The organism is Amycolatopsis sp. lyj-109 (assembly GCF_046548995.1).
GTDB lineage: Bacteria > Actinomycetota > Actinomycetes > Mycobacteriales > Pseudonocardiaceae > Amycolatopsis.
In genome coordinates this window covers 89022-109970 of record NZ_JAJPWR010000018.1, presented here as the reverse complement: position 1 = coordinate 109970, position 20949 = coordinate 89022, and the positions used below count along the sequence as shown (strand labels likewise).

Below are 20949 nucleotides of genomic sequence, written 5' to 3'. Positions count from 1 at the left end.
GGAACGACGAGGGCCATGGCACTCTCGAGCGGCCGCACGACGACCCAGAACGTCTTCGGCTACACCGATCGCTTCTCCGCCCGTCCCGGCGAGGAACTTTCGTTCCACATCAGCTGTGAAGGCCCCGCGACCTACGACGCCGCCCTGGTGCGCCTGCGGCACGGCTACGACGGGCAGGCGGGCCCGGGCTTCCTGGAAGCCGAGGTCCCCTCCACCATCGACGGGACGTACCCGGGGCAGTACCACGCGTGCCAGCCCGGCTCCTACGTCGAAGTCCCCGACCCGAACGGCCTGCTGGCGAACCCCGGCGCACTGGTGATCAGCGCCGCCGTCTTCCCGACCCTGCCGCGCGACAACCGATCCGGGAACCTGGGCGCCTACCGGGTCAGCCAGAGCTCGGTCGGCTTCACCGGCGAACGCCAGGCCGTCATGGGCACCTGGGACGCGGCGACCATGACCGGCTGGGCCCTGCTGCTCGACGACGGCAAACCGTCCTTCGTGTGGAGCGAGGGCGGCCGGCAACAGACCCTCACCCTGGAACAGGAGCTGACGGGCCACCAGTGGTACCGGATCGACGTCGAGTTGCCCCGGTCGGCGGGGCGGATCACCCTGCGGCAGAGCCCGCTGGGCCACTGCGCGGACCGGGTGGCACCGGCCGCCGCGGCCGCCGTACCCGAGCAGGCGAGTGCGCCCGCCTCGGCGGTCTGGACGGCATCTTCGATGCCGTTCCGGATCGGCGCGCTGGCTCGCCGGGACGGTGACCGGTTGCTCGCGGCGACCGCGTTCAACGGGAAGATCGGCGGCCTCCGCGTCGAACGCGCCACCGGCGACGCGCGCGAGCCGGTGGCTGCCTGGCACTTCGGCCGCAGCCGGCGCCCCGACGGGCTGCTGCTGTGGGACGTGGTCGACGAGGGGCCACACGGGCTGCACGGCAACTGTGTCAACGCGCCCGTCCGGGGCGTCACCGGCCCCGCGTTCCGAGGTGTCGTGGAGGACTTCCGGCTCGAGCCCGACGAGTTCGACGCCATCCACTTCCACGACGACGACATCGCCGACGCCCAGTGGCCCGCGGCGTTCACCTTCGAGGTGCCCGAGGACCTGCCCAGCGGCGTCTACGCGGTGCGGCTGCGGGCCGACGGCATCGAGCAGCACGTGCCCTTCCTCGTCGGGCCGGGCCGGCGGCGCAAGGACATCGCCGTCTTGTTCCCCACGGCCACCTACCTGGCTTACGCCAACGACCGGATCGCCTTCGAGGCGGACGGGATGGAGATGCTCCTCGGGCACACGCCCATCGTCCACAAGGAAGACCTGGTCCTGCAGGACCACCCCGAGTTCGGCCGCTCCCTGTACGAAATCCACAACGACGGCTCCGGCGTCGTGTTCGGCAGCGTCCGCCGCCCGCTGATCAGCCTCCAGCCGCGGTACCGGGCCTCGTTCATGAGCGAAGGCCCCTGGGGCCTGCCCGCCGACCTGTCCCTCGTGCACTGGCTGGAGACCGCGGAGTGCGAGTTCGACGCCCTCACCGACGAGGACCTCGACCGGGAAGGTTATGACCTGCTGCGCGACTACCGCGTCGTGATCACCGGGAGCCACCCCGAATACGTCACGCGCCGCGAGCTCGACGCTCTCGAGGAGTTCACCGCCCATGACGGCCGGCTGATGTACTTGGGCGGCAACGGGTTCTTCGCGACGGTCTCCTACGACCCCGGCGCGCCGCACCTGATGGAGCTGCGCCGCGCCGACGGCGGTACCCGTCCCCACCAGTCGCCCTTCGCCGAGCGCCGCCACACCACTTCGGGCGAGGCCGGCGGCCTGTGGCGCAACAAGGGCAAGGCCCCGCAGCGCCTGGTCGGGGTCGGGATGGCGGCTCAGGGCTTCGACCGCTGCACCCACTACGAGCGCCTCGCCGACAGCCGGGATCCACGGGCGGCCTTCATCTTCGAAGGCGTCGGGGAGAACGAGCTCCTGGGCGGCTTCGGCATCATCGGCGGCGGCGCGGCCGGCTCGGAGATCGACTGCTGGAACCCGGCGCTCGGCTCCCCGCCCGGAACCCTCGTCCTGGCCACCTCCGGGCCCTTCTCCGACAACTACCTGCTGGTGACCGAGGAAATCTTCGAGATGCTTCCCGGGATGGGCGGAACCGAGCAGCCGGCGGTCCGCTCGGACATCGTCTACTGCGCGCTGGAAGGCGGTGGCGGATTCTTCTCGGTCGGGTCCATCGCCTGGACCGGGTCGTTGTCCCACAACGGGTACGACAACAATATCGCGACGATCACCGGCAACGTGCTGCGCCGTTTCCGCGACGAGAAGCCTCTGGAGATCCAGTGACCACCGTTCTGCGTACCCTGCGAAACCACATCGGCGGGGAGTCGCTCGACGCCGCCGACGGGCGGACGATCGAGATCGTCGACCCGGTGACGGGTGAGCCCTACGCGACATCGCCGCTGTCCGGCCCGGCCGACGTCGACGCGGCCATGGGCGCGGCCGCGGCCGCGTTCCCGGCGTGGCGCGACACGACCCCGGCCGAGCGACAGCGCCTGCTGCTGAAGATCGCAGACGCCTTCGAGGCCAGGGCCGGGGAGCTCGTCGCCGTCGAGTCCGAAAACACCGGCAAGCCGCTCGGGCTGACGGCGAGCGAGGAGGTGCCGCCGATGGTCGACCAGATCCGCTTCTTCGCCGGCGCCGCGCGCCTGCTGGAGGGCCGCTCGGCCGGTGAGTACCTGGCGGGTATGACCTCCATCGTCCGGCGTGAGCCCGTCGGGGTCTGCGCGCAGGTCGCACCGTGGAACTACCCGATGCTGATGGCGGTCTGGAAGTTCGCCCCGGCGCTGGCCGCGGGGAACACCGTGGTCTTGAAGCCGTCGGACACCACCCCGGCCTCCACGCTGCTGATGGCCGAGATCGCCGGGTCGATCCTGCCCGAGGGCGTTTTCAACGTCGTCTGCGGTGACCGCGACACCGGCCGCCTGATGGTCGAACACCCCACCCCGGCGATGGCCTCCATCACCGGCTCCGTGCGAGCCGGTAGGCAGGTCGCCGAGTCCGCGGCCAGGGACGTCAAGCGCGTCCACCTGGAACTGGGCGGCAAGGCGCCGGTCATCGTCTTCTCCGACGCCGACCTCGCCCAGGCCGTCGAGGGCATCTCGATGGCCGGCTTCTTCAACGCCGGTCAGGACTGTACGGCCGCTACCCGGGTTCTCGTCCAGGAATCGGTCCACGACGAGTTCGTCACGGCGCTGGCGAGGGCCGCCACCGCCACGAAGACCGGCCTTCCCGACGACCCGGACGTGCTGTACGGACCGCTCAACAACGCCGGCCGGCTCACGCAAGTCTCCGGCTTCATCGAACGCCTGCCCGCCCACGCCAAGATCGAAGCAGGCGGCCACCGCGTCGGCGACGAAGGCTACTTCTACGCCCCCACCGTCGTTTCCGGCCTCGAACAGGACGACGAAATCATCCAGCACGAGGTGTTCGGCCCGGTCATCACCGTCCAGCCCTTCCGCGACGAGGCACAGGCATTGGACTACGCCAACGACGTCGACTACGCCCTGGCCTCGTCGGTGTGGACCAAGGACCACGCCCGCGCGATGCGCATGTCCAAGCGGCTCGATTTCGGCTGCGTGTGGATCAACACCCACCTCCCGCTGGTCGCCGAGATGCCCCACGGCGGCTTCAAGCAGTCCGGCTACGGCAAGGATCTGTCCGCGTACGGCTTCGAGGACTACACCCGCATCAAACACGTCATGACGTCATGGGACGTGTGACGCTCACGGGCCTGTTCCCGACCAACGCCACCGATCGGGGCGCGCATCGTGGAGGTCCTCGCCACAGATCCGAGCACGACCGTCATGAACCGCTTCGTGGAGTTCATCAACACAGCCGATGAGGACCTCGCTTGCGAGGTCATTTCACCGGATGCGGTGATCCACGCGCCCGGTCATCCGCAACCGCTGCGAGGGCCCGCCGGGTACATGGAAGTCATCGGGATGATGCGCGGTGCCTTCCCGGACGTCGCATGGACGCTGGAGGAGATGGTCACCGAGGGGGACACGGTGGCTGCGCGGTTCACCATGCGAGGCACCCACGACGGGGAATTCTTGGGGATCCCGGCGAGCGGCAACAAAATCTCGGTGCAGGCCATGAACTTCTGCAGCAGAATAGAGACGGGCGCGGGTTCGGCTCCGATAGCGGCAGCGCCGCCCGGTCCTCGGCATTCAGCAGCCACGACAGTGGCCTGCTAGCCGCCGCTGGCCGACGTCTCCGGCGTCGCAACCAACGACGGGGCACAGATCATCCAGTGGACCGCCGACGGCGGGGCACCCAGTTGCGGCTTTGAAAGTTTCACGGGATTGCGCTCTTCTTTCGGCGCAATCCCTAGACATGTTTGACACCGCGAGCCGACGCCGCTTATCGTTCTGTCGAACCGGTTCGAACACGATTGCTTGCCGACCGATGCCCTGCTCCGCGGGGCATGGAGCCGGTAGACGAGTCCATAGTGGACCTTTTCATTTTGACGGCCCCGGCGGTAGTGACGATGGGTCCGATGATCGGTGTATCCCCGTAGACGCGACACCCGCGAAAGGGATTTCTTGATGCGTCAGAACAGCCCTCGCACGCTATCCCGGCGCTTCGCCCGCGCAGCGCTGGCCGGCGCCACCCTCCTCGCGATCATCGACACGGGACAACCCGCCGCCGCAGGACAGCCGGCCGTCGCACCACAGCCGGCCCCCGCGGCCGCAGCTGCCGGCGCCGCCGCGATCGCCTCGGTCGACCTGGCCGGGACGTGGAGTTTCACGCCGGCGGGGCGGGGGACGACCTCGATCACCGTGCCCGGCGGCGGCTGGTACAAGCAGGGCTTCACCGACGTGAACGAGGCGGTGTACTCGCGCAGCATCACCGTGCCCGACTCGGGTCAGCCGCAGTCGGCGTGGATCGAGTTCGGGGCGGTCAACCACCAGGCGACGCTGTCGGTCGACGGCCGGGTGGTGGCGACGCAGACCACGGCGTTCACGCCGTCGAATTTCGACATCACCGCCTACGCGGCCCCCGGCAGCACCCACACGATCAGCGTCGCCGTAAAGGGTCGCGGCGCGTTGAAGGCAGCCAACGGCCGGTACCTGGTGCCCGACGCCGCCGAGTGGTCCGAGGCGGTCCCCCAGGGGATCTACCGTTCGGCGTTCCTGCGGACGTACCCGGCGGTGTCCGTCAGCGACACCTTCGTGCGTACGTCGGTGGCGAACAAGACGTTGAGCTACGACGTGTCGGTGCGTAACACGTCGGGCAGTTCCCGGTCGGTGACGTTGACCGGGTCGCTGTCGTCCGACAACGGAACGGCGTTCAGCTACCCGGAACTGCCCAGCCGTACGGTCACCGTGGCAGCCCACTCGACCGCGACCGTGACCGTCGGACCGGTCGCGTGGAACCTCGACAGCACCTCGTACTGGTGGCCCAACGTGCCGTACCGGCCGGGGTACCAGGCGCAGCTGCACCGGCTGGCGGTGCGTGCCGTCATCGATGACGGGCACACCAGCGACGCCACGTACCGGTTCGGGTTCCGGGAGGCCACCCAGAACGGTGACTACTACTACCTCAACGGCGTGCGCGTGAACTTCCGCGGCGACAACCTGCAGGGTGCCGACTACGACCGGATCAACAACGGCGGCAAGGGCGACGCCTACGACACCCTGCCCGGCTTCCTGCCCCCTTCGTCGAACAACGGCGGCTGGCCGCAGACGGTGGACAACTACCAGCGCCTCAACTACAACGTGATACGCGTCCACCAGGAGCCCGCAAGCCCGTACATGTTGGATGTTGCCGACGAGATGGGCCTGATGGTCATCGACGAGGTCGCGATTCGCGGCTCCCAGTCCGGGCAGGATTGGATCGCCGGGCACGACAACATGGTCAACCACGCCCGTGCGCTGGTCCTGCGCGACCGCAACCACCCCGCGGTCATCCGCTGGAGCCAGAACAACGAGCCGAACCAGAGCGGCCAGGATTCCGAACAGTTCGAGAAGGACCTGTACGCGGCGATGAACGGCGCCGACGGCACCCGGCCGGTCATTGCCGAGCTGGGCGTCGGCGCGAATGTCAACAGTTACCCCGGGATGACGTACCCCAACTTCGCGGTGATCTCGCACTACATCGACGGCTTCGGCAGGTACGGGGAGGGCGTGGTCACCGCGAACGGGCGGCCCGACGGCGAGGGCGAGTTCATCTGGCCGGCGTGCAACACCAAGCAGGGCTTCGAGTGGTTCGCCACGGCAACCCTGGCCAAGCGCGGCAAGAACGCCACGGACCTGCGTCCGTACACGCTGCTGTCCGCCTGGGCCAGTGTCGTGCCCGGAGTGCGGACCACCGACTTCACCCCGGAGGAGGGCGGCCACCCCATCTACGGCGCGGACAACCTCCCGGCCCCCTGGAGCAACCCGCAGATCCAGCGCGTGCAGGCGGCGTACAACCCGGTGGCCGCGGTCGACCTCCCGTACTGGTCCGCCTCCGGCGCCTCGGACTCGAACGGCACGTTCCCCCTGCCGCAGGCCGTGCCCAGCTACGCCCGGAACGCCACGGTCACCCGCAACATCACCGTCTTCAACGACGACTTCGCCGACACCTCGGTGGGCTTCACCTGGACGGCGCGGCTCGACGCACCGGACGGCGCGGTCGTCGCGTCCGGAAACACGACCCTGACCGTCCCGCTCGGCTCGCGGGTCACCCAGCCGGTGTCCTTCACCACCCCGGCCACCGGCAACCGCGTGTACCTGCAGCTGTCGACCACGAAGTCCGGTAGCCCCGTCTTCACCGACGCGGTGGAGTACTTCACCCTCGCCGGAGGCGGCGGAGACGGACCCGCACCGGGCACCTACCGCATCGTCAACCGCAACAGCGGCAAGCCGCTCGCTGTCGCGGGCAACTCCACCGCGGACGGTGCCAAGGTGGTCCAGCAGAGCGGCACCGCCACCTGGACCATCGCCACGACCTCCGACGGCTCCTACACCCTCCAGTACGTCCCGAGCGGAAAGGTGCTCGACGTCAACGCCAACAGCAGCACGGCCGGGCTGCAACTGCAGCAGTGGACGGCCAACGGCGGCACCAACCAGATGTGGTACCTGCGGTCCACCGGCAACGGCTACTACACCATCGTCAGCCACGACAGCGGACTGGTGGCGGACGTCAACGGTGCGGCGACGAGCGACGGGGCGCAGGTCGTGCAGTGGGCCGCCAACGGCGGGGCCAACCAGCAGTGGCAACTGAACCGGGCCTGACCGGACGACCGGTTCTCGCCCGCTGCCAACTCCGAACGTCGGCAAGCGGGCACCACCGAGCACGAAAAGTTTCAATTTCGGCTTTCCTCGCCCGGTGGATGGGCGATGATCGCGACGTCGCGGCCGCGGGAGACCTGGCAACGCTCGATGGGAGCGCGGATGATCGGCGTCACTCGCGCAGGTGAATGACCTCGACCGGCGTGTGCAGGACGCGGTCGTGGCCGGCTTCGCGGACCGGGCCGGTGAGGTCGAAGGATCCGGTGCAGGGCAGGTCGTTGGCGGAGCGTCCGACGAGCAACTCGATGGTCCCGGGTTCGACGATGCGGTGGCAGTCGAGCCCGGTAAAGGCGGTGCGGTCGGTGTGCAGGGTGAAGACGACCCGCGCAGACGCTCCGACTGCGAGCGGGACGCGAGCGAACCCGGCCAGTTCACGGACCGGGCGGGTGACCTGAGCTTGGACGTCGTCCAGGTAGAGCTGCACGGTTTCGTCGCCGGCCCGCTCGCCGTGTTGCGGACGGTGACCGCGATGGACAGCTGTCCATCCGTCGGGAGCTTGCTTGCGCTGATGTCGAGGTCGGAGTAGGCGAAAGTGGTGTAGGAGAGTCCGTGGCCGAACGGGAACAGCGGGGTCGGGTCGAGGTTTGCTGATGCCTTCGCTGTTGCGGCCGAGCGGCGGGTTCAGGTAGGTGCCCGGCGAGCCGCCGGGCGACCGCGGGATCTGCACCGGAAGGCGACCCGGCGGGGTCATCCGCCCGGTCAGGACACCGGAGAGGGCGCTACCGCCTTCCTCGCCGGGCATGAACGCCTGGACCAGGGCCGCCGCGCGGCCGGCGTGGCGGCCGAGGGCCCGAGGTGCCGCGGCCGAACAGCCCGGCGCGATCGCCCACCACGGCGGGTCGGTCGAGCGGCCCGGCCCGTTCGGCAGCGCCCCGGCAGCCGCGGGCACCGCGAACCTGTTGCTGACCGCACGCCCAGGCGTTCGACCCGGCGGTCACCGCACAGACCGGCCAGTTCTGGGGGACCGGCGCCTACGACCCGGTCTGGGTCGGAGCGGGCCGGAATTCCCTACGCCTACACCATCGGCTGAATCGCCGGTCGGTGGAGAAGTTTTCTTGACGGCGAAGAAGAGCTCCGAGGGGTTCGGATATTTGTTTCTGAAAGTACTTGATCGGCTCCCTCCGGGGTGCTGCGGTGGGTAGCCTGCGTCCATCCGACGGCCAACCTTAGGAAGTTCCCATGAATACGGTCGAGCTTGCTGCCATTCGCGAGATTCCCACCCATTCAGGTGTGCTGCACCCGCTGCAGATGGCAGACCGGCTGGCTCCGGTGAGTTGCCTCGCTGCCGCACATGCTGCCGTGACCGACGCACTGTTGACCGTCCAGCTCGCTCGACAGGCGACCGCCACGCCGGCGGCCGCCCACTGGGCCGGGCAGGTGAACCGCGTACTCGGTCAGGTCGCCACGCACGCCGGCGGGTTCGACGCACCCGGCGGGAACGCGGCCGCCGGCTTGAGTGCTCAGGCGGCGAACATGTCGGTTGCCGAGTTGACGATGCTGCATGGAATCAGCTGACATCGGCCGATGATGGCGGCGGTCCTGCCGGAGCGTCAATTCTGGGGCTAGAACATCGTGTTGTCGTTCGCCGATGTCGCCGGTACGTCCTGGATCACGTCCAGTGCTCGACGATCTTGCCGTTCCGCACGCGGAAGAGGTCGACGATCGCCTGTCCGCGGTCGCCCGCCGCCTAGTCCGCGCAGTGGTCGCTCACCAACGCACTACGCCTCCAGCTCGCCGACCAGGGCATCCGGGTAGCCGGACTGCACGTCGCCTCCATGGACACCGGCATGACCGAGGCCGTCACCGCACCCAAGACCGCCCCGGCCGACGTCGCACGCCTCGCCGCCGACGGCCTCGCCGCGGGCACCTACGAGATCGTCGTGGACGACATCAGCCGCGAGGCGCAGGCCGGGCTCGTCGGCGGCGTCACCGCCCTGTACCCGCAGCTGCCCTGACAAGCGACTCCGCGAAACCGGCGAGTGTTCAGCCGACCGCCGCGACGAGCGTTTTCGCCAGCTCGACCGAGGAAAAGGGGTTCTGTCCCGTGTAGAGGGTCCGATCGACCACGACGTGTGACGACCAGGGTGCCGCGGCCACGAAGTCGGCTCCCAGTGCCCTGAGCCGGTCCTCGACCAGCCAAGGTGCTTTGGCCGCGAAGTCGTTGACGGACTCTTCGGCGTTGGTCAGCGAAGTCATGCGGTAACCCGCGAACGGCCACGAACCGTCCGGTCGCTCGGCCGCCAGCAGGGCGGCGGGTGCGTACGTGGAGTTCGCGAGGGCCAATCCAACGTACTTTCGCCTGATGTTCCGGCCGGAGCTGAAGCAGCCGCACAAGAGCGAGGCCGGAGCGGAAGCCAGCGAGGCGGCGTTCGCCGCGCCGGCGGACACCGTTGGCGAATGCCTGGACGCGAAGGTGATGCGTGCCGGCGACAAGAACGTGCTGGCCGTCACCTTGTGGAGCCTCGTCCACGGCTACGCGTCCCTGTGGCTGGACGGCCAGTTGAAGCACCGCACCGACGAAGCGGCCGCGCTCGCGCATCAGGTGGCCGCGCTGGTCACGAGCCTCGCCACCGAAGGTCCGTGAAGGCTGGACTTTGCTCGGGGCGGATGCTGAATCGTCCCCGGCCCTGGCGTACTGACCACTGACTGCGGCACTGCGGCTCTCAGCCGGGTCTGTCCGACAGGGGTGATGGTGCCGATAGTTGCGCGCCGGGGGAGAATCGGACCAGGTTGGCCCGCCTGCGTGAGGGCTCCTCACCGGCGTAAACAACGTCGAACCAGACGTCACCGGTGGACCAATCGGCCGGGGCCTTGGTCGTGGGCTGGGACTTGACGAATTCCGAAGGAACTGCAGGCGGGCATCCGCGCCGTGGCTGGGGCGACGCCGTCATCGCGCTCGCCACCAGGGCGGACCAGAGGTTCTGCTGCAGGAGCCGATCGGCGCGCTTGAGGAGCGGCACCCTCACCGCGTGGGCATCGCCGACACCGCCGGCCGCAGTCACGTCGACGGGAAACTCCGACAGCACCGTGGCGAGCATCCCGGCGTTCAATCGTTCGGTTGAACGCGAGTTCCCTCTCCCGCACGCGTCATCGCGCCGTCCGTACGACGCGGTCGCCGCCTCGGCCGCGCCACACTGACGGTGGCCCATGGCGCGTGGGCTTCGCACGTCCCCCAGTAGAGAGGTTTCTCCGACGTGGCCTTCCTGAGCAGACGAAGTGTCCTTGCCGCCGGGGCGGGTGCCGCCATCGGCATCGGCGTGGGTGCCACCTCGGCGTCGGCCTCGCCCGGGTCACCATCAGGCGGCGGCCCCGAGGAGACCCGGACGCTCGACCAGCTCTACCAGGCCGCGCTGGCGGAGGGCGGCAAGCTCGTCATCTACGCCGGTGGCGACACCCCGACCCAGCAGGACGGGACCAAGGCCGCCTTCAAGGCCCGCTTCCCGGGCATCGACCTGACGCTGATCGTCGACTACAGCAAGTACCACGACGTGCGGGTCGACAACCAGTTCGCCACCGGCACGCTCGTCCCGGACGTCGTGCAGCTGCAGACCGTGCAGGACTTCGTGCGCTGGAAGGAACAGGGGCACCTGCTGGGCTACAAGCCCGCCGGGTTCTCGAAGGTCTACAACGCGTTCAAGGACCGCCAGGGTGCCTGGGTCGCGGTTTCGGCGCTCGCCTTCAGCTTCATGTACGGGACGTCGGCGGTCGGGTCGGCAGCGCCGCGCACCCCGCTCGACCTCGTCGACCCGAAGTGGCAGGGGAAGATCGCGTCGTCGTACCCGCACGACGACGACGCCGTCCTTTACCTCTACACGCGCTACGTCCAGGCCTATGGCTGGGACTGGGCGGCGAAGCTGGCCACTCAGGGCGTGCGGTTCGCGCGCGGCAGCAATTCGCCAGGTGAGGCGGTGATGGCCGGGCAGGCCGCGATCGGCATCGGCGGCGCGGGCTCGCTGACCTCGCCCGCGTCGGCGCCCGTGCGGTTCGTGGCCGCCGACGGGCACCCGTTCATGGCCTGGGGCCAGCGCGCCGCGATCCTCAAGCAGGCCAAGAACCCGACCGCCGCCAAGCTCTATCTGAACTGGCAGCTGTCGCTTCCGCAGCAGCAGGCGTCCTTCAACGGCTGGTCGGTCCGCACGGACGTCACTCCGCCGGCCGGGCTGAAGCCGATCTGGGAGTACCCCAACGCCGACCTGGGCGGATTCCCGCGCTTCATGGCCGACCGCGCCGAGGTGGAGCGGTGGAAGCAGACCTTCGCGCTGTACTTCGGCGAGGTCAAGGGCGACCCCACGCCCGGCTGGCCCGGACTGCGCCCGGGCGCCTGACTTGACGTGAGCCACAACTTGACGTGAGTCACACCGGCATCGGCTAAGCTCCTGGACGGCACAGTCCTAATTGGATATCCGTCCAGGGGGTTCGCCGTGTCCGAACACTCGCCATCGTCGGCGCGCGGAAGCCGGCTCCTGTGGCAGGTGCCACACTTCGTGTTCTTCGTCGTCGTCGGTGCCGCGATGGTCCGGCTGGTCAGCCTGAACATGCCCCTGTGCTGGGAAATCGTCGCCGTCAGTTCGGTGCTGGCCGTGGTGTACGCGGCCGGTCTCGCGCTGTGGTCCACGATGGGCGTCCGCGTCCGGTATGCGTGGGTCGCGGCCCTGCTCCTGCTGTGGACGGTCCTGGTCGCGCTGAACCCGCCGGTCCTGACCGTCGCCTACGTCTGGTGCGCTGTGCCGCTGGCCTGGGCGGTGCTGCGGGCGCTCGGACGCCGTGGCGCGACGGTCGCGGTCGGCGTGATCACCGTCGTGCTGGTCGGGCAGCTGACCCGGTCCACCGGTGGGTTCGACGCGGAGATCGTGCTGATCCCGGTGGCGGCCGTCTGGGGCACAGTGGCCCTGTACCGGGCGCTGCAGCAGGAGCAGCGCCGGGCCGGTGTGCTCGAGGAGCGCATGCGCCTCGCCCGGGACCTGCACGACACCCTCGCCCAGGAACTGGCCGGCAGCGTGATGCTCCTGCAGGCGGCGGAGCGAAGCTGGGCCGAGCCGGACGTCGCGCGCACCCGCGTTCGCGCGGTCACCGACCGGCTGAGCGCTGGTCTCGCCGAGACCCGGCGGATCATCGGGGACCTCACCCCTTCTCCCCTCCAGGAGGCCGGGCTCGGCGGGGCCCTGCGGCTGCTGTGCGACCGCGCCCGGCAGGACGGCACCGCGGCGCGCGTGCGGTTCCGCTCGGTCGGCGGCCCCGGCCCCGACCTCTGCGAACAGGCCGCCACCGCTCTGTTCCGGGTGGCGCAGGGCGCGCTGGCCAACGTCCGTGAGCACGCGCACGCCACGACCCTGCTGGTGACCCTGCACCACCACCCGGACCGCGTCGAACTGGACGTGTGCGACGACGGCGTCGGCTTCGACCACACCGGCGACCCGGCAGGTCCGGGCCGGGGCGTCGGCCTGCCGTCGGCCCGGGCGCGGCTGCGGGAGCACGGCGGTGACCTCGAGGTCGACACCGCTCCAGGCCAGGGCACGCGGATCCGGGTTCGCGTCCCCGGCCGCCTGCGGCCCGGCCCGGCCGTGCCCGCGACCTCCACGGCGGTCCGATGACGACCACACCGCTGCGCCTGCTGATCGCCGACGACCACGCGGTCGTGCGGGCCGGACTACGGGCCCTGCTCGACGGCGAGCCGGACCTCGAGGTGATCGCGGAAGCGGGCAGCGGCGAGGAGGCAGTGCTCCTCGCCGCCGAGCTGGCGCCCGACGTCGTGCTGATGGACCTGCGCTTCGCGGGCACGGACCGCGGCATCGACGGAGCCGAGGCCGTCCGCCGGCTGACCGCCGAGGCTGCCGGCCCGGCCGTGGTGATGCTGACCAGCTACTCCGGCCGCGCCGACGTCGTCCGCGCGCTGGAGGCGGGTGCTCGCGGCTACGTGCTCAAGGCGGGGTCGCCCGAGGAGCTCTTCCTGGCCGTGCGCGAGGCTGCCGCCGGCCGCATCGGCCTCGCGTCGGAGGTCGTCGGGCATCTCGTCGGCCAGGTGGTCAGCCCGCCTCCGGAGCTGAGCGAACGGGAGCGGGAAGTCGTCCGGTTGCTGGCCGATGGGCACAGCAACCGCGCCATCGCGGAATCCCTGTACCTCAGCGAAGCAACCGTCAAGACGCACCTGGTGCGCATCTACCGGAAACTGGGCGCCGACAACCGGGCGGCGGCCGTCTCCGAAGCGGTTCGCCGAGGACTGCTGGAACTCACCTGAGCGGCGAGCTTCTCCCACGGGACGGGCCCGTGAGCGCGGCTGGGGTCTGCATGTCGAGCGGTCGTACCACGAGATGTCACGACCGCGGATCCGTCGTTCGACGTCCACCTCCAGTGCAGTGGAATCACCGTGCGGGTGCAGCCCGGCCGTACCCCTCGACGTGCCGGGAAGGCACCTGCGTATCCGGCGAGACAGTGCCTGATCCTCGACGTGTAGCTACGGCAACAGCGGCAACGGCGCCAAATCGTCGCGCTCCCAGAGTTGCCGCGAGTCTTCCTCGGGGTACGCCGTGACCGTGGGTCGTGCGTCGAAGACCTGGGTCAGGCGGTGGTCGGTGTCGAACGCGGGCCAGCCCGGGTCGCCGGTGGTGGCGAAGGAGATCCAGGCCGCGCGCATGCGCGCCGACAGCTCCACCGTCTCGACCGAAGGCGTTGGGCCGCCCAGCAACCTCCGGGCAAATCCACTCTCGAAATCGCCGAACACCAACGGCTGGTCCAGACCGTGGCACGCACCGAGCAGTCCACCCGCGCCCGGCGCGGGCCAGGTCAGCTCGTAGAAGTGGGTTCGCCCACCGCCGCTCGCGTGGGCCTGCGCCAGCCGCAGCGTCGGCATGCGAAACAGCCAGTCGGACTGGACCCATTCCCAGAGTTGTTCGGCCGTGGCGTCCGGGAAGGCAGCGCGGTAGGCCTGGTCAGCGTCCGTGCCGGGGCCGAAGACATCGAGCACCCGGGCTGCTTCTTGGTCGTCGATCGCGCCCAGTTTTCCGGACGCGAACAGGAACAGCCGGTACTCGTCGCGGTTGTGCCCGGCGATCAGCTCGATGTCGTGTCCCACGCCGGCGGCCAAGGCCTGGTACGGGGTGGCCGGGAGCACGTCGCCGTCCACGTTCGGGACGAAGAACGTGAGGTGCGCGGCCATCGGCCCCCATCGGTCGAGGTACTGGCGCTGGGTCGCGGCCGTCTCCTCGCCGGCCAGCGCAAGGTCGTCCGGGTCCAGTGTGGACAGATCGGCGACGGTCGGTCGCCTGCCACGTTGGCCCGCGATGGCGGTGGTGATGTCGGTGGCCAGTTCAGGTGAGAGGAAAGGGCCGCCGAAACTCTGCGCGATGACGCGGCGGAACAGCCCTGCGGCGGCGGGCATCGCCATGAGCGTGCCGACGGAGCTGCCACCGGCCGACACTCCGAAGATGGTGACCCGGTCCGGGTCGCCGCCGAACGCGGCGATGGTGTCACGCACCCACTCCAGCGCGGCGATCTGGTCGAGCAGGCCGCGATTGGGCGGGGCGCCCTCGATGGCGGCGAAGCCTTCGATGCCGAGCCGGTAGTTCAGGCTGACCAGCACCAGGTTGCCCTCCTGAGCGATCCGGGCGTTGGCCAGGAGGTCCGCGCCGGAGCCCAGTTTGTACGCCCCGCCGTGGATCCACACCATCACCGGGAGCCGCGCGGAGCGATCCGGGGCCGGTGTCCACACGTTGAGCGTGAGCCAGTCGTCGCCGGTCGATCGCGGGGGAGTGCCCTCGCCGAGACCGAGGTTCCGGAAGCCCGCGAAGTCCTGTGGCGCGGGCGGGCCGAAGGCAACCGCCTCGCGCACCCCGTCCCACGGGGACACGGGCTGAGGCGCGGCGAACCGCGCGGCACCAACCGGGGGTGCAGCGTACGGGATGCCCAGGAAGGCGGCGAGCCGGCCCTCCCAGCGTCCGCGCACCGTTCCGGCGGTGGTGCGGATCTCGGGCTCGGCATTCGACCGTTGCGTCGCGTCGGCTGTCATCAGGCTGACCCGAGGACCGGAAGCGTGATGGCGGACGGCTGATCCGGTCCGAAGTGGACGGTCTGGTCGGCGGCGAGCAGCGTGGTGGCGGTGGCTCGCGACTCGCCGGTGCCGGGATTGCGGGCGTACCGCGGGAAAGCGCCGCTGGCGACCTGGACCAATACACTGACAATTGATGCGTATCGGCTATCCAGGGCGTCTGGACGCTATGGCAAGCGAAGGAATTTCTCACCACGGCCCATCGTCGGCATGAACCGTCCAGTCGAGTCGTGCGGGTGGCGAGCATCCTGCGCGCCCGGCACTTGTATGTCGGGCCGCTGTGGACGAGGCTGCTTAGCGGTCTGCCCTTGGAGGTGCGTTATGGGGTCCTGGATGGTTCTGCGAGGCGCCGTGGTCGCTGCGGCGTTGCCGGCTCTGCTCGCCAGCGCTGTCACGGCCAGTGCTCAACCGGACCACCGGGGCCATGGCCGGGGGATCGATCACATCGTGGTGATCTACGAAGAGAACCACAGTTTCGACAACCTGTTCGGCGGCTGGGAAGGCGTCGACGGCCTCAAACGGCCCCAGACTCAGGTGGCGCCGGACGGCACGGCGCTGCCATGCCTGCCCCAGAACGACGTCAACCTCACGTCGCCGCCGCTGCCGGTCACGTGCACCGGCACGATCGGGACGACGACGGTCAGCTCGGCGTTCACCAACCGCCCGTTCCAGATCGACGACTACATCCAGCCCGCCGACACCACGTGCCCGGCTCCGGGCGTGTTCCTGCCCAACGGCGTGCCCAAAGGACAGGGGCTACCCGGCGGCTGCACCCGCGACCTGGTCCACCGCTTCTACAACGAGCAGTACCAGATCCACGGCGGCGCGATGGACCGCTACGTCGCGGGCAGCGACGCGGTCGGGCTGACCATGGGCCACTACGACACCCGCGGCCTGCCGATCTACGAGTACCTGCACGGCCGGCACGCGCCGGACTACGTGGTCGCCGACCACTTCTTCCAGGGCGCGTTCGGCGGGTCGTTCCTCAACCACCAGTGGCTGATCACCCCGAACACGCCGACCTGGCCCGGGGCGGTGCGCGACGGGGGCGCCGACGACCTGCACTCGATCGTGGGGCCGGACGGCTTCCCCGCGGGCACCCCGCTGCACCCCGCGACTCCCGGCACGGCTGATCGGGCGCTGACCCAGGCCGCGAACGCCGATGGCAGCTGTGTCGTCCCCGCGACCGTGGGGGCGCCACCGGCCGGGACGGTGTGCGGCGACTACGCGATCAACACCGTCCAGCCGCCGTACCAGCCCTACCAGCCGGGGACCCCGGTGTCCCGGCGGCTGCCGCCGCAGACCACGCCGACCATCGGCGACCGTCTGTCGGCCGCGAAGGTGGACTGGGCCTGGTACTCCGGCGGCTGGGACAACGCCAACGGCAACGTCGGCGGTCCTGGCTGGACCAACGGCGCCACCCCTGGGACCTGCGCCAGCCCGCGCACCGCGGCCGGGGCGGTCTACCCGAACTGCCCCGACGCCACCTTCCAGTACCACCACCAGCCGTTCAACTACTACGCCAGCTTGGCGCCCGGCACTCCGGCCCGCGCTGCCCATCTGCGGGACGAGGCCGAGTTCGTCAGCGCTGCCAAGGCGGGCCGCCTCAAGCCGGTGAGTTTCGTCAAGCCGGTCGGTGAGGAGAACGAGCACCCGGGTTACGCCAGCGAGGACGCCGGCAGTCGCCACCTCGTCGACCTGATCAAGGCTGTGGAGAGCGGCCCGGACGCCGAGCACACGCTGGTCGTGGTCACCTACGACGAGTTCGGCGGCCAGTGGGACCACGTGGCACCCCCGGCCGGCCGGCACGCCGCCGCGGACCAGTGGGGGCCGGGCACCCGGATCCCCGCTCTGCTGATCTCGCCGCAGCTGCGTCGTCCGTTCAGCGTGGACCACACGTCTCACGACACGACTTCGATCATGGCCACCATCGAGCACCGCTTCCACCTGGCGCCCCTGGGCACCCGCGACGCACGCGTGGCCGACTTGCTCGCCTCCTGCGGGTGATCGACGGGTTGTCCGAGGTGTTCCGTGCGTGGGAGGGCAGTTTCGGCGCTGTTGCTCGTCCTGCTCGGCACCGGATTCTGCGGCGCCCTCACCACGTACAGCTGTGGTGGCCGTGAGTCCAGGCGGTGTGCCATTCGCGGCCTGGCGTATAGCGTCCCCCGGCACGACGGCCAACGGTTGGTCGCGCGAATCGCGGCTCCACGACTGGAGGTTGCCGCACGCCGAACGTGGGCACATGCCAGGTCCGCCCGCCGGAGCGGCCGGACCTGACGAGGTGACCCGTTACCTGCCGTCGACGGAGATTCGGTGACGGGGCAGCGCAGATGACAGAGCGCCGACGCCGATGACGTCGATCCCGACATCGCCGATCAGGGCCACCGGGGAGCCGGGTGGCCGGCGGGCAGGGCGGCCGGTGCCGGGTCGAAGTCGAAGGTGGCTTGCGCCTTGTCCGCTGCCGACGTGACCTTGTCGAAGTAGAGCAGGTTGTCGGGTCCGCGGTGCAGGTACCGGCCCGCCGGGTAGCCGATCGCCTCGAACGAGACGCCGCTGCCGGACAGTCCCCGCCGCAGGAAGAAGCTCGCCCCGGTGACGAAGTCCTCGTGCGACGTGGCGTCGCGGACCCACGCCTCCCCGTTGTCGTCACGCAGGTAGTAGTGCGGGAAGTTGGCGGATTCCAGCGATACCGTCCCGCCCTCCGCCAACCCGGGCACAAGCCGGAACTGGCCGTCCTCCGCCGGGCTGACGGCGGTGTCGAGCCGGGCCCGGTACTCGTAGTGCCGCACGGACAACTCCGGTGAGGCGTGCATCCGCAGCTTGACCGGCGCCGGATCAGCCACCGGTACGCCGAAGTTCGGGGTGCCGTCGGCGTTCCAGGTAAACGGTTGGATGCGGGTGCGCCGGTTCACGTCGTCGAGGGCGCTTCGGTCCTCGTCCTTGAATGAGTAGTCCCGGTCGTGGTACACGAGAATGTCTGTCTTGCCGTCCTCGGCGACCACGAACGAGTTGTGCCCGGGGCCGTACTGGCCGGTGGCGGCGTCGGACTTGAAGACCGGGTCCGGGGTTTTTGCCCAGGACTTCGGATCGAGCAGGTCAGCTCCCTTCCGGGCGGTCAGCATGCCGAGGCAGTAGCGCGTGTCGGTGGCGCTGGCCGAGTAGGTGAGGAAGGTCCGGCCGTTGCGCTGCAACACCGTCGGCCCCTCGTTCACGCGGTACCGCTGGATCTCCCAGTCGTAGGTGGGAGCGGAAATCAGCACCGGAGTGCCGGTGATCTCCCACGGATGTGCGCCCATCTTCGCGATGTAGATGCTCGTGTTGGTCGGGTTGGCGACGTCCGCCGGCGGGCGCTGCGTCCAGATCAGGTAGCGGGTCTTCTTCCTGTCGTACTCGTCGACGAACGTCGAGGCGTCCAGGGCGAACTTCTCGTCGGCGATCCCGGTGTGGATGGCGCCCTTCTCGGTCCAGGTCGTGGTGAGCGGGTTGGCGCCGGCACCTTCCAGGACGTACATCCGGATGTCCCAGGAGTCCGAAGAGCGTCCGGCCGCGAAGTACACGTACCACTTGCCGTTGATGAAGTGCAGTTCCGGCGCCCAGATGTGGTTGGCCATCTCACCGGTTGCGTGGTGCCGCCAGATCACCGTCTCGGGTGCGGACGCGAGACCGGTCAGGGTCTTCGCCCGACGCAGCACGATCCGATCGTATTCCGGCACCGTGCCGGTGAAGTAGTAGTACCCGTCGGTGTGCTTCATGATCTGTGAGTCGGCGCGCTGCTGGATGAGCGTTCCCGCGTACACGGTGGGCACGGACGCGGTGGGCGCGGGCACTGCGTTCGCCTGCGACTGCTGCACGACGAACCCCACCGTCGCCGCCACTGCCATCACGGCCGCCAACGCAAGCCGCCGGATAGACCTACCTGTCATCACTGTCCTGTTCACCTTCGTTGGCCAACTCGAACGGCATCGACCTGCACGTGAGGGCGACCCCCGACGGGATCGATCACCCTCGCCTCAATGACGTCACGGCAGTGTGAACGCTAACATCGCGACCGTCAAGACGTGACCTTGAGTATTGGGGCATGCACGGAGTGAATCCCCGGGACCAGTGGCGTGCCTGTCCGTTGGTCGAGGGTGGTCCGGTGTGATGCGATTCAGAGCGCCCGGAATGCCGGCAATGCCCATTGTCTGGACCAGCAGCTACTGGGCCATGAAGCCGCCGTCCACCGGGATCGCTGCCCCGGCCACGGCCACGACCCATTCGAGGACCGGTCAGGCGCCACGCATTCGCTCGAGGCTCCAATTCCATGCACTGGCAAGCCAATCACCACCTTGGTGCAGTGGTCTGCGGAGTCACTCTGCCGGTTCCTGACCGCGGGCGGCTCCGGTGCGATGCCGGTTCTCGAATCCTTGGGTCGCCGCCCAAGTGGCGAGGATCGCGAACTTGTCAGCGGAGGCAGAGCCTGTGTCGACGCTGTAGGTACAGACGGACAGGCCAGGTTCGCCGGGGAGTTCGAACACGTCGAAGGTGACGTCGATTTCGCCGACTTCGGGGTGGCGGTAGACCTTCTGTCCGGTGCGGTGTTCGTGGACCTCGTGCTCGGCCCAGTCCGCGCGAAAACTGCGGGCTGAGCGTGGACAGCTCCCCGACGAGTGCGGTGAGGCCGGAGTCGAGCGGGTCGCGTCCGGCCGCGAGCCTCAGCATCGCGGCGGTCATGCTGCGGGCAAGAGGCCGGTCGGCGTAGAAGTCCCGGGCGCGCGGATCGAGGAAGATGAACCGGGCGAGGTTCGGCTTCTCGGCCTCGAACTGCATGGCGAACAGGGCACGGCCCATGAGGTTGGCGGCGATGAGGTCGTGCCGCGCGTTGATCACGACCGCGGGCACGGCGAGGTTGTCGAGGACCCGTCGCACCGAGGCCCGCACCGATGTCCTGGCCGGTCTCCGTGGCTCCGTGGTCGGCTCGTGGAGCGAGCGAGGAGGCAAAACGTTTCACCACGGATCGCCGTTCGGCGTTGACTTGCCTTTGTAGTGGATAATAGCGTCACGGCGCCGGGTGTTGAAACCTTTTAATCTCGGGAAGGCGCGATGGTGCGACAGGATCCGGGTCCGACGGCTTTCGGTGTGCTGCCGGGAGCTCCGCCCTTCAGTGGCCGGTGGGTCACGAGCCGCCGGTGAGATCGATGGCTTCGGTGGGGACATGCACGAGCCGGAGGTATCGTGCGGCCTCCTCGTCGAGGAGTGAACAGGCGGTGGGCCGGTGAATGGTGTGCCCGAACGCGAAGACCTCGATTTCCTGGTCCATCCCGATAATCACCGGCATGCGGTTCTCCTTGCCTCGACACGACGATGTCAGCAAGGAGGGCACCGCTACTTCGAGCAGAACAGACCCCTTTTCAGCCACTCCTCGCGCGGTGCTCGGCGAGACGCATGCCATGAGAGAGCCACGCCGATGCCACCGGCGGGCAGCCGATTGTGGGAGCGACTCGCCGAGCACCTGGACCAGAGTCTGGCCGGACCCGGTCCTGCTGCCCAGCCTCAAGTAGCCGTTTGGGGATTCGGGCCGTGCTGCAGCCGAGGACTACCCGGATG

At 69.4% G+C, this 20949-nt stretch carries 17 protein-coding genes and 3 pseudogenes; 11 read left to right on the top strand and 9 right to left on the bottom strand.

The window, feature by feature from the left end; translation table 11 throughout:
- Positions 1–15 precede the first annotated feature (15 nt).
- The 4 genes from ACLJQF_RS34095 (at position 16) to ACLJQF_RS34080 (ending at position 7265) form a co-directional block, all read left to right on the top strand.
- On the top strand, positions 16–2328 hold the full coding sequence (locus tag ACLJQF_RS34095; protein WP_410614453.1) for a N,N-dimethylformamidase beta subunit family domain-containing protein: 2313 nt from the start codon (positions 16–18) through the stop codon (positions 2326–2328).
- A gap of 8 nt (positions 2329–2336) precedes the next feature.
- On the top strand, positions 2337–3764 hold the full coding sequence (locus tag ACLJQF_RS34090; protein ID WP_410614533.1) for a gamma-aminobutyraldehyde dehydrogenase: 1428 nt from the start codon (positions 2337–2339) through the stop codon (positions 3762–3764).
- Between the two features lie 48 nt (positions 3765–3812).
- Positions 3813–4241, top strand: coding sequence for an ester cyclase (locus tag ACLJQF_RS34085; RefSeq protein WP_410614452.1), 429 nt, complete (start codon positions 3813–3815; stop codon positions 4239–4241).
- Between the two features lie 351 nt (positions 4242–4592).
- Entirely contained in the window at positions 4593–7265 is a 2673-nt protein-coding gene (locus ACLJQF_RS34080) for an RICIN domain-containing protein (protein WP_410614451.1), read from the top strand.
- A gap of 169 nt (positions 7266–7434) precedes the next feature.
- Here ACLJQF_RS34080 and ACLJQF_RS34075 read toward each other — a convergent pair.
- Positions 7435–8118: pseudogene (locus ACLJQF_RS34075) on the bottom strand (fibronectin type III-like domain-contianing protein); the annotation flags it as partial.
- Between the two features lie 383 nt (positions 8119–8501).
- Between ACLJQF_RS34075 and ACLJQF_RS34070 the strand changes: the two are divergent.
- Both ACLJQF_RS34070 and ACLJQF_RS34065 read left to right on the top strand, forming a co-directional pair.
- On the top strand, positions 8502–8837 hold the full coding sequence (locus tag ACLJQF_RS34070) for a hypothetical protein (RefSeq protein WP_410614450.1): 336 nt from the start codon (positions 8502–8504) through the stop codon (positions 8835–8837).
- A gap of 272 nt (positions 8838–9109) precedes the next feature.
- A complete protein-coding gene (locus ACLJQF_RS34065) occupies positions 9110–9277 on the top strand; it encodes a hypothetical protein (RefSeq protein ID WP_410614449.1) in 168 nt (55 codons plus the stop codon).
- A 28-nt stretch (positions 9278–9305) separates the two neighbouring features.
- On the opposite strand, the gene ACLJQF_RS34060 is transcribed toward ACLJQF_RS34065, so the two are convergent.
- Complete coding sequence (locus tag ACLJQF_RS34060; RefSeq protein ID WP_410614448.1) at positions 9306–9605, bottom strand: hypothetical protein; 300 nt, start codon at positions 9603–9605, stop codon at positions 9306–9308.
- A gap of 19 nt (positions 9606–9624) precedes the next feature.
- Between ACLJQF_RS34060 and ACLJQF_RS34055 the strand changes: the two genes are divergently transcribed.
- Complete coding sequence (locus ACLJQF_RS34055; protein WP_410614447.1) at positions 9625–9906, top strand: TetR-like C-terminal domain-containing protein; 282 nt, start codon at positions 9625–9627, stop codon at positions 9904–9906.
- 79 nt (positions 9907–9985) lie between these two features.
- Here ACLJQF_RS34055 and ACLJQF_RS34050 read toward each other — a convergent pair whose 3' ends face one another.
- Positions 9986–10360, bottom strand: coding sequence for a hypothetical protein (locus tag ACLJQF_RS34050; RefSeq protein WP_410614446.1), 375 nt, complete (start codon positions 10358–10360; stop codon positions 9986–9988).
- 156 nt (positions 10361–10516) lie between these two features.
- On the opposite strand from ACLJQF_RS34050, the gene ACLJQF_RS34045 reads away from it, so the two are divergent.
- From ACLJQF_RS34045 to ACLJQF_RS34035, 3 genes are all read left to right on the top strand, one after another.
- Positions 10517–11647, top strand: a complete 1131-nt coding sequence (locus tag ACLJQF_RS34045; protein ID WP_410614445.1) for an ABC transporter substrate-binding protein — start codon at positions 10517–10519, stop codon at positions 11645–11647.
- 147 nt (positions 11648–11794) lie between these two features.
- Positions 11795–12913 carry a sensor histidine kinase gene (locus ACLJQF_RS34040; RefSeq protein WP_410614444.1) on the top strand — a complete coding sequence of 373 codons (1119 nt, stop codon included), beginning with the start codon at positions 11795–11797 and terminating at the stop codon, positions 12911–12913.
- On the top strand, positions 12910–13557 hold the full coding sequence (locus tag ACLJQF_RS34035) for a response regulator (RefSeq protein ID WP_410614443.1): 648 nt from the start codon (positions 12910–12912) through the stop codon (positions 13555–13557). The genes ACLJQF_RS34040 and ACLJQF_RS34035 overlap by 4 nt, the downstream gene beginning before the upstream one ends.
- Before the next feature lie 216 nt (positions 13558–13773).
- On the opposite strand, the gene ACLJQF_RS34030 is transcribed toward ACLJQF_RS34035, so the two are convergent.
- Together ACLJQF_RS34030 and ACLJQF_RS34025 are read right to left on the bottom strand one after the other, a co-directional pair.
- Positions 13774–15324 carry a carboxylesterase/lipase family protein gene (locus ACLJQF_RS34030; protein WP_410614442.1) on the bottom strand — a complete coding sequence of 517 codons (1551 nt, stop codon included), beginning with the start codon at positions 15322–15324 and terminating at the stop codon, positions 13774–13776.
- Positions 15324–15485: a hypothetical protein gene (locus tag ACLJQF_RS34025; RefSeq protein WP_410614441.1), complete on the bottom strand. Its 162-nt coding sequence runs from the start codon at positions 15483–15485 to the stop codon at positions 15324–15326. Before ACLJQF_RS34025 ends, ACLJQF_RS34030 begins: the two co-directional genes overlap by 1 nt.
- Positions 15486–15810: 325 nt before the next feature.
- Between ACLJQF_RS34025 and acpA the strand changes: the two genes are divergently transcribed.
- Positions 15811–17370 (top strand): acid phosphatase, encoded by a 1560-nt coding sequence (gene acpA, locus ACLJQF_RS34020; protein WP_410614440.1) that lies wholly within the window; start codon positions 15811–15813, stop codon positions 17368–17370.
- A 368-nt stretch (positions 17371–17738) separates the two neighbouring features.
- Here the strand turns inward: acpA and ACLJQF_RS34015 are convergent, their stop codons facing one another.
- From ACLJQF_RS34015 to ACLJQF_RS34000, 4 genes and pseudogenes are all read right to left on the bottom strand, one after another.
- A complete protein-coding gene (locus tag ACLJQF_RS34015; protein ID WP_410614532.1) occupies positions 17739–19244 on the bottom strand; it encodes a family 43 glycosylhydrolase in 1506 nt (501 codons plus the stop codon).
- A 468-nt stretch (positions 19245–19712) separates the two neighbouring features.
- Positions 19713–19925: pseudogene (locus tag ACLJQF_RS34010) on the bottom strand (hypothetical protein); the annotation flags it as partial.
- A 73-nt stretch (positions 19926–19998) separates the two neighbouring features.
- Positions 19999–20271, bottom strand: a pseudogene (locus ACLJQF_RS34005) (transcriptional regulator); the annotation flags it as partial.
- 247 nt (positions 20272–20518) lie between these two features.
- Positions 20519–20761 (bottom strand): hypothetical protein, encoded by a 243-nt coding sequence (locus tag ACLJQF_RS34000; protein ID WP_410614439.1) that lies wholly within the window; start codon positions 20759–20761, stop codon positions 20519–20521.
- Positions 20762–20949: the final 188 nt, after the last annotated feature.

Excerpts from the sequence above, each read along its gene's own strand:
- ACLJQF_RS34080 (WP_410614451.1), top strand. The coding sequence starts at position 4,593 with ATGCGTCAGAACAGCCCTCGCACGCTATCCCGGCGCTTCGCCCGCGCA.
- ACLJQF_RS34050 (WP_410614446.1), bottom strand. The coding sequence starts at position 10,360 with ATGCTCGCCACGGTGCTGTCGGAGTTTCCCGTCGACGTGACTGCGGCC.
- ACLJQF_RS34015 (WP_410614532.1), bottom strand. The coding sequence starts at position 19,244 with ATGGCAGTGGCGGCGACGGTGGGGTTCGTCGTGCAGCAGTCGCAGGCG.
- ACLJQF_RS34095 (WP_410614453.1), top strand. The coding sequence starts at position 16 with ATGGCACTCTCGAGCGGCCGCACGACGACCCAGAACGTCTTCGGCTAC.
- ACLJQF_RS34055 (WP_410614447.1), top strand. The coding sequence starts at position 9,625 with ATGTTCCGGCCGGAGCTGAAGCAGCCGCACAAGAGCGAGGCCGGAGCG.
- ACLJQF_RS34030 (WP_410614442.1), bottom strand. The coding sequence starts at position 15,324 with ATGACAGCCGACGCGACGCAACGGTCGAATGCCGAGCCCGAGATCCGC.
- ACLJQF_RS34035 (WP_410614443.1), top strand. The coding sequence starts at position 12,910 with ATGACGACCACACCGCTGCGCCTGCTGATCGCCGACGACCACGCGGTC.
- ACLJQF_RS34070 (WP_410614450.1), top strand. The coding sequence starts at position 8,502 with ATGAATACGGTCGAGCTTGCTGCCATTCGCGAGATTCCCACCCATTCA.
- ACLJQF_RS34065 (WP_410614449.1), top strand. The coding sequence starts at position 9,110 with ATGACCGAGGCCGTCACCGCACCCAAGACCGCCCCGGCCGACGTCGCA.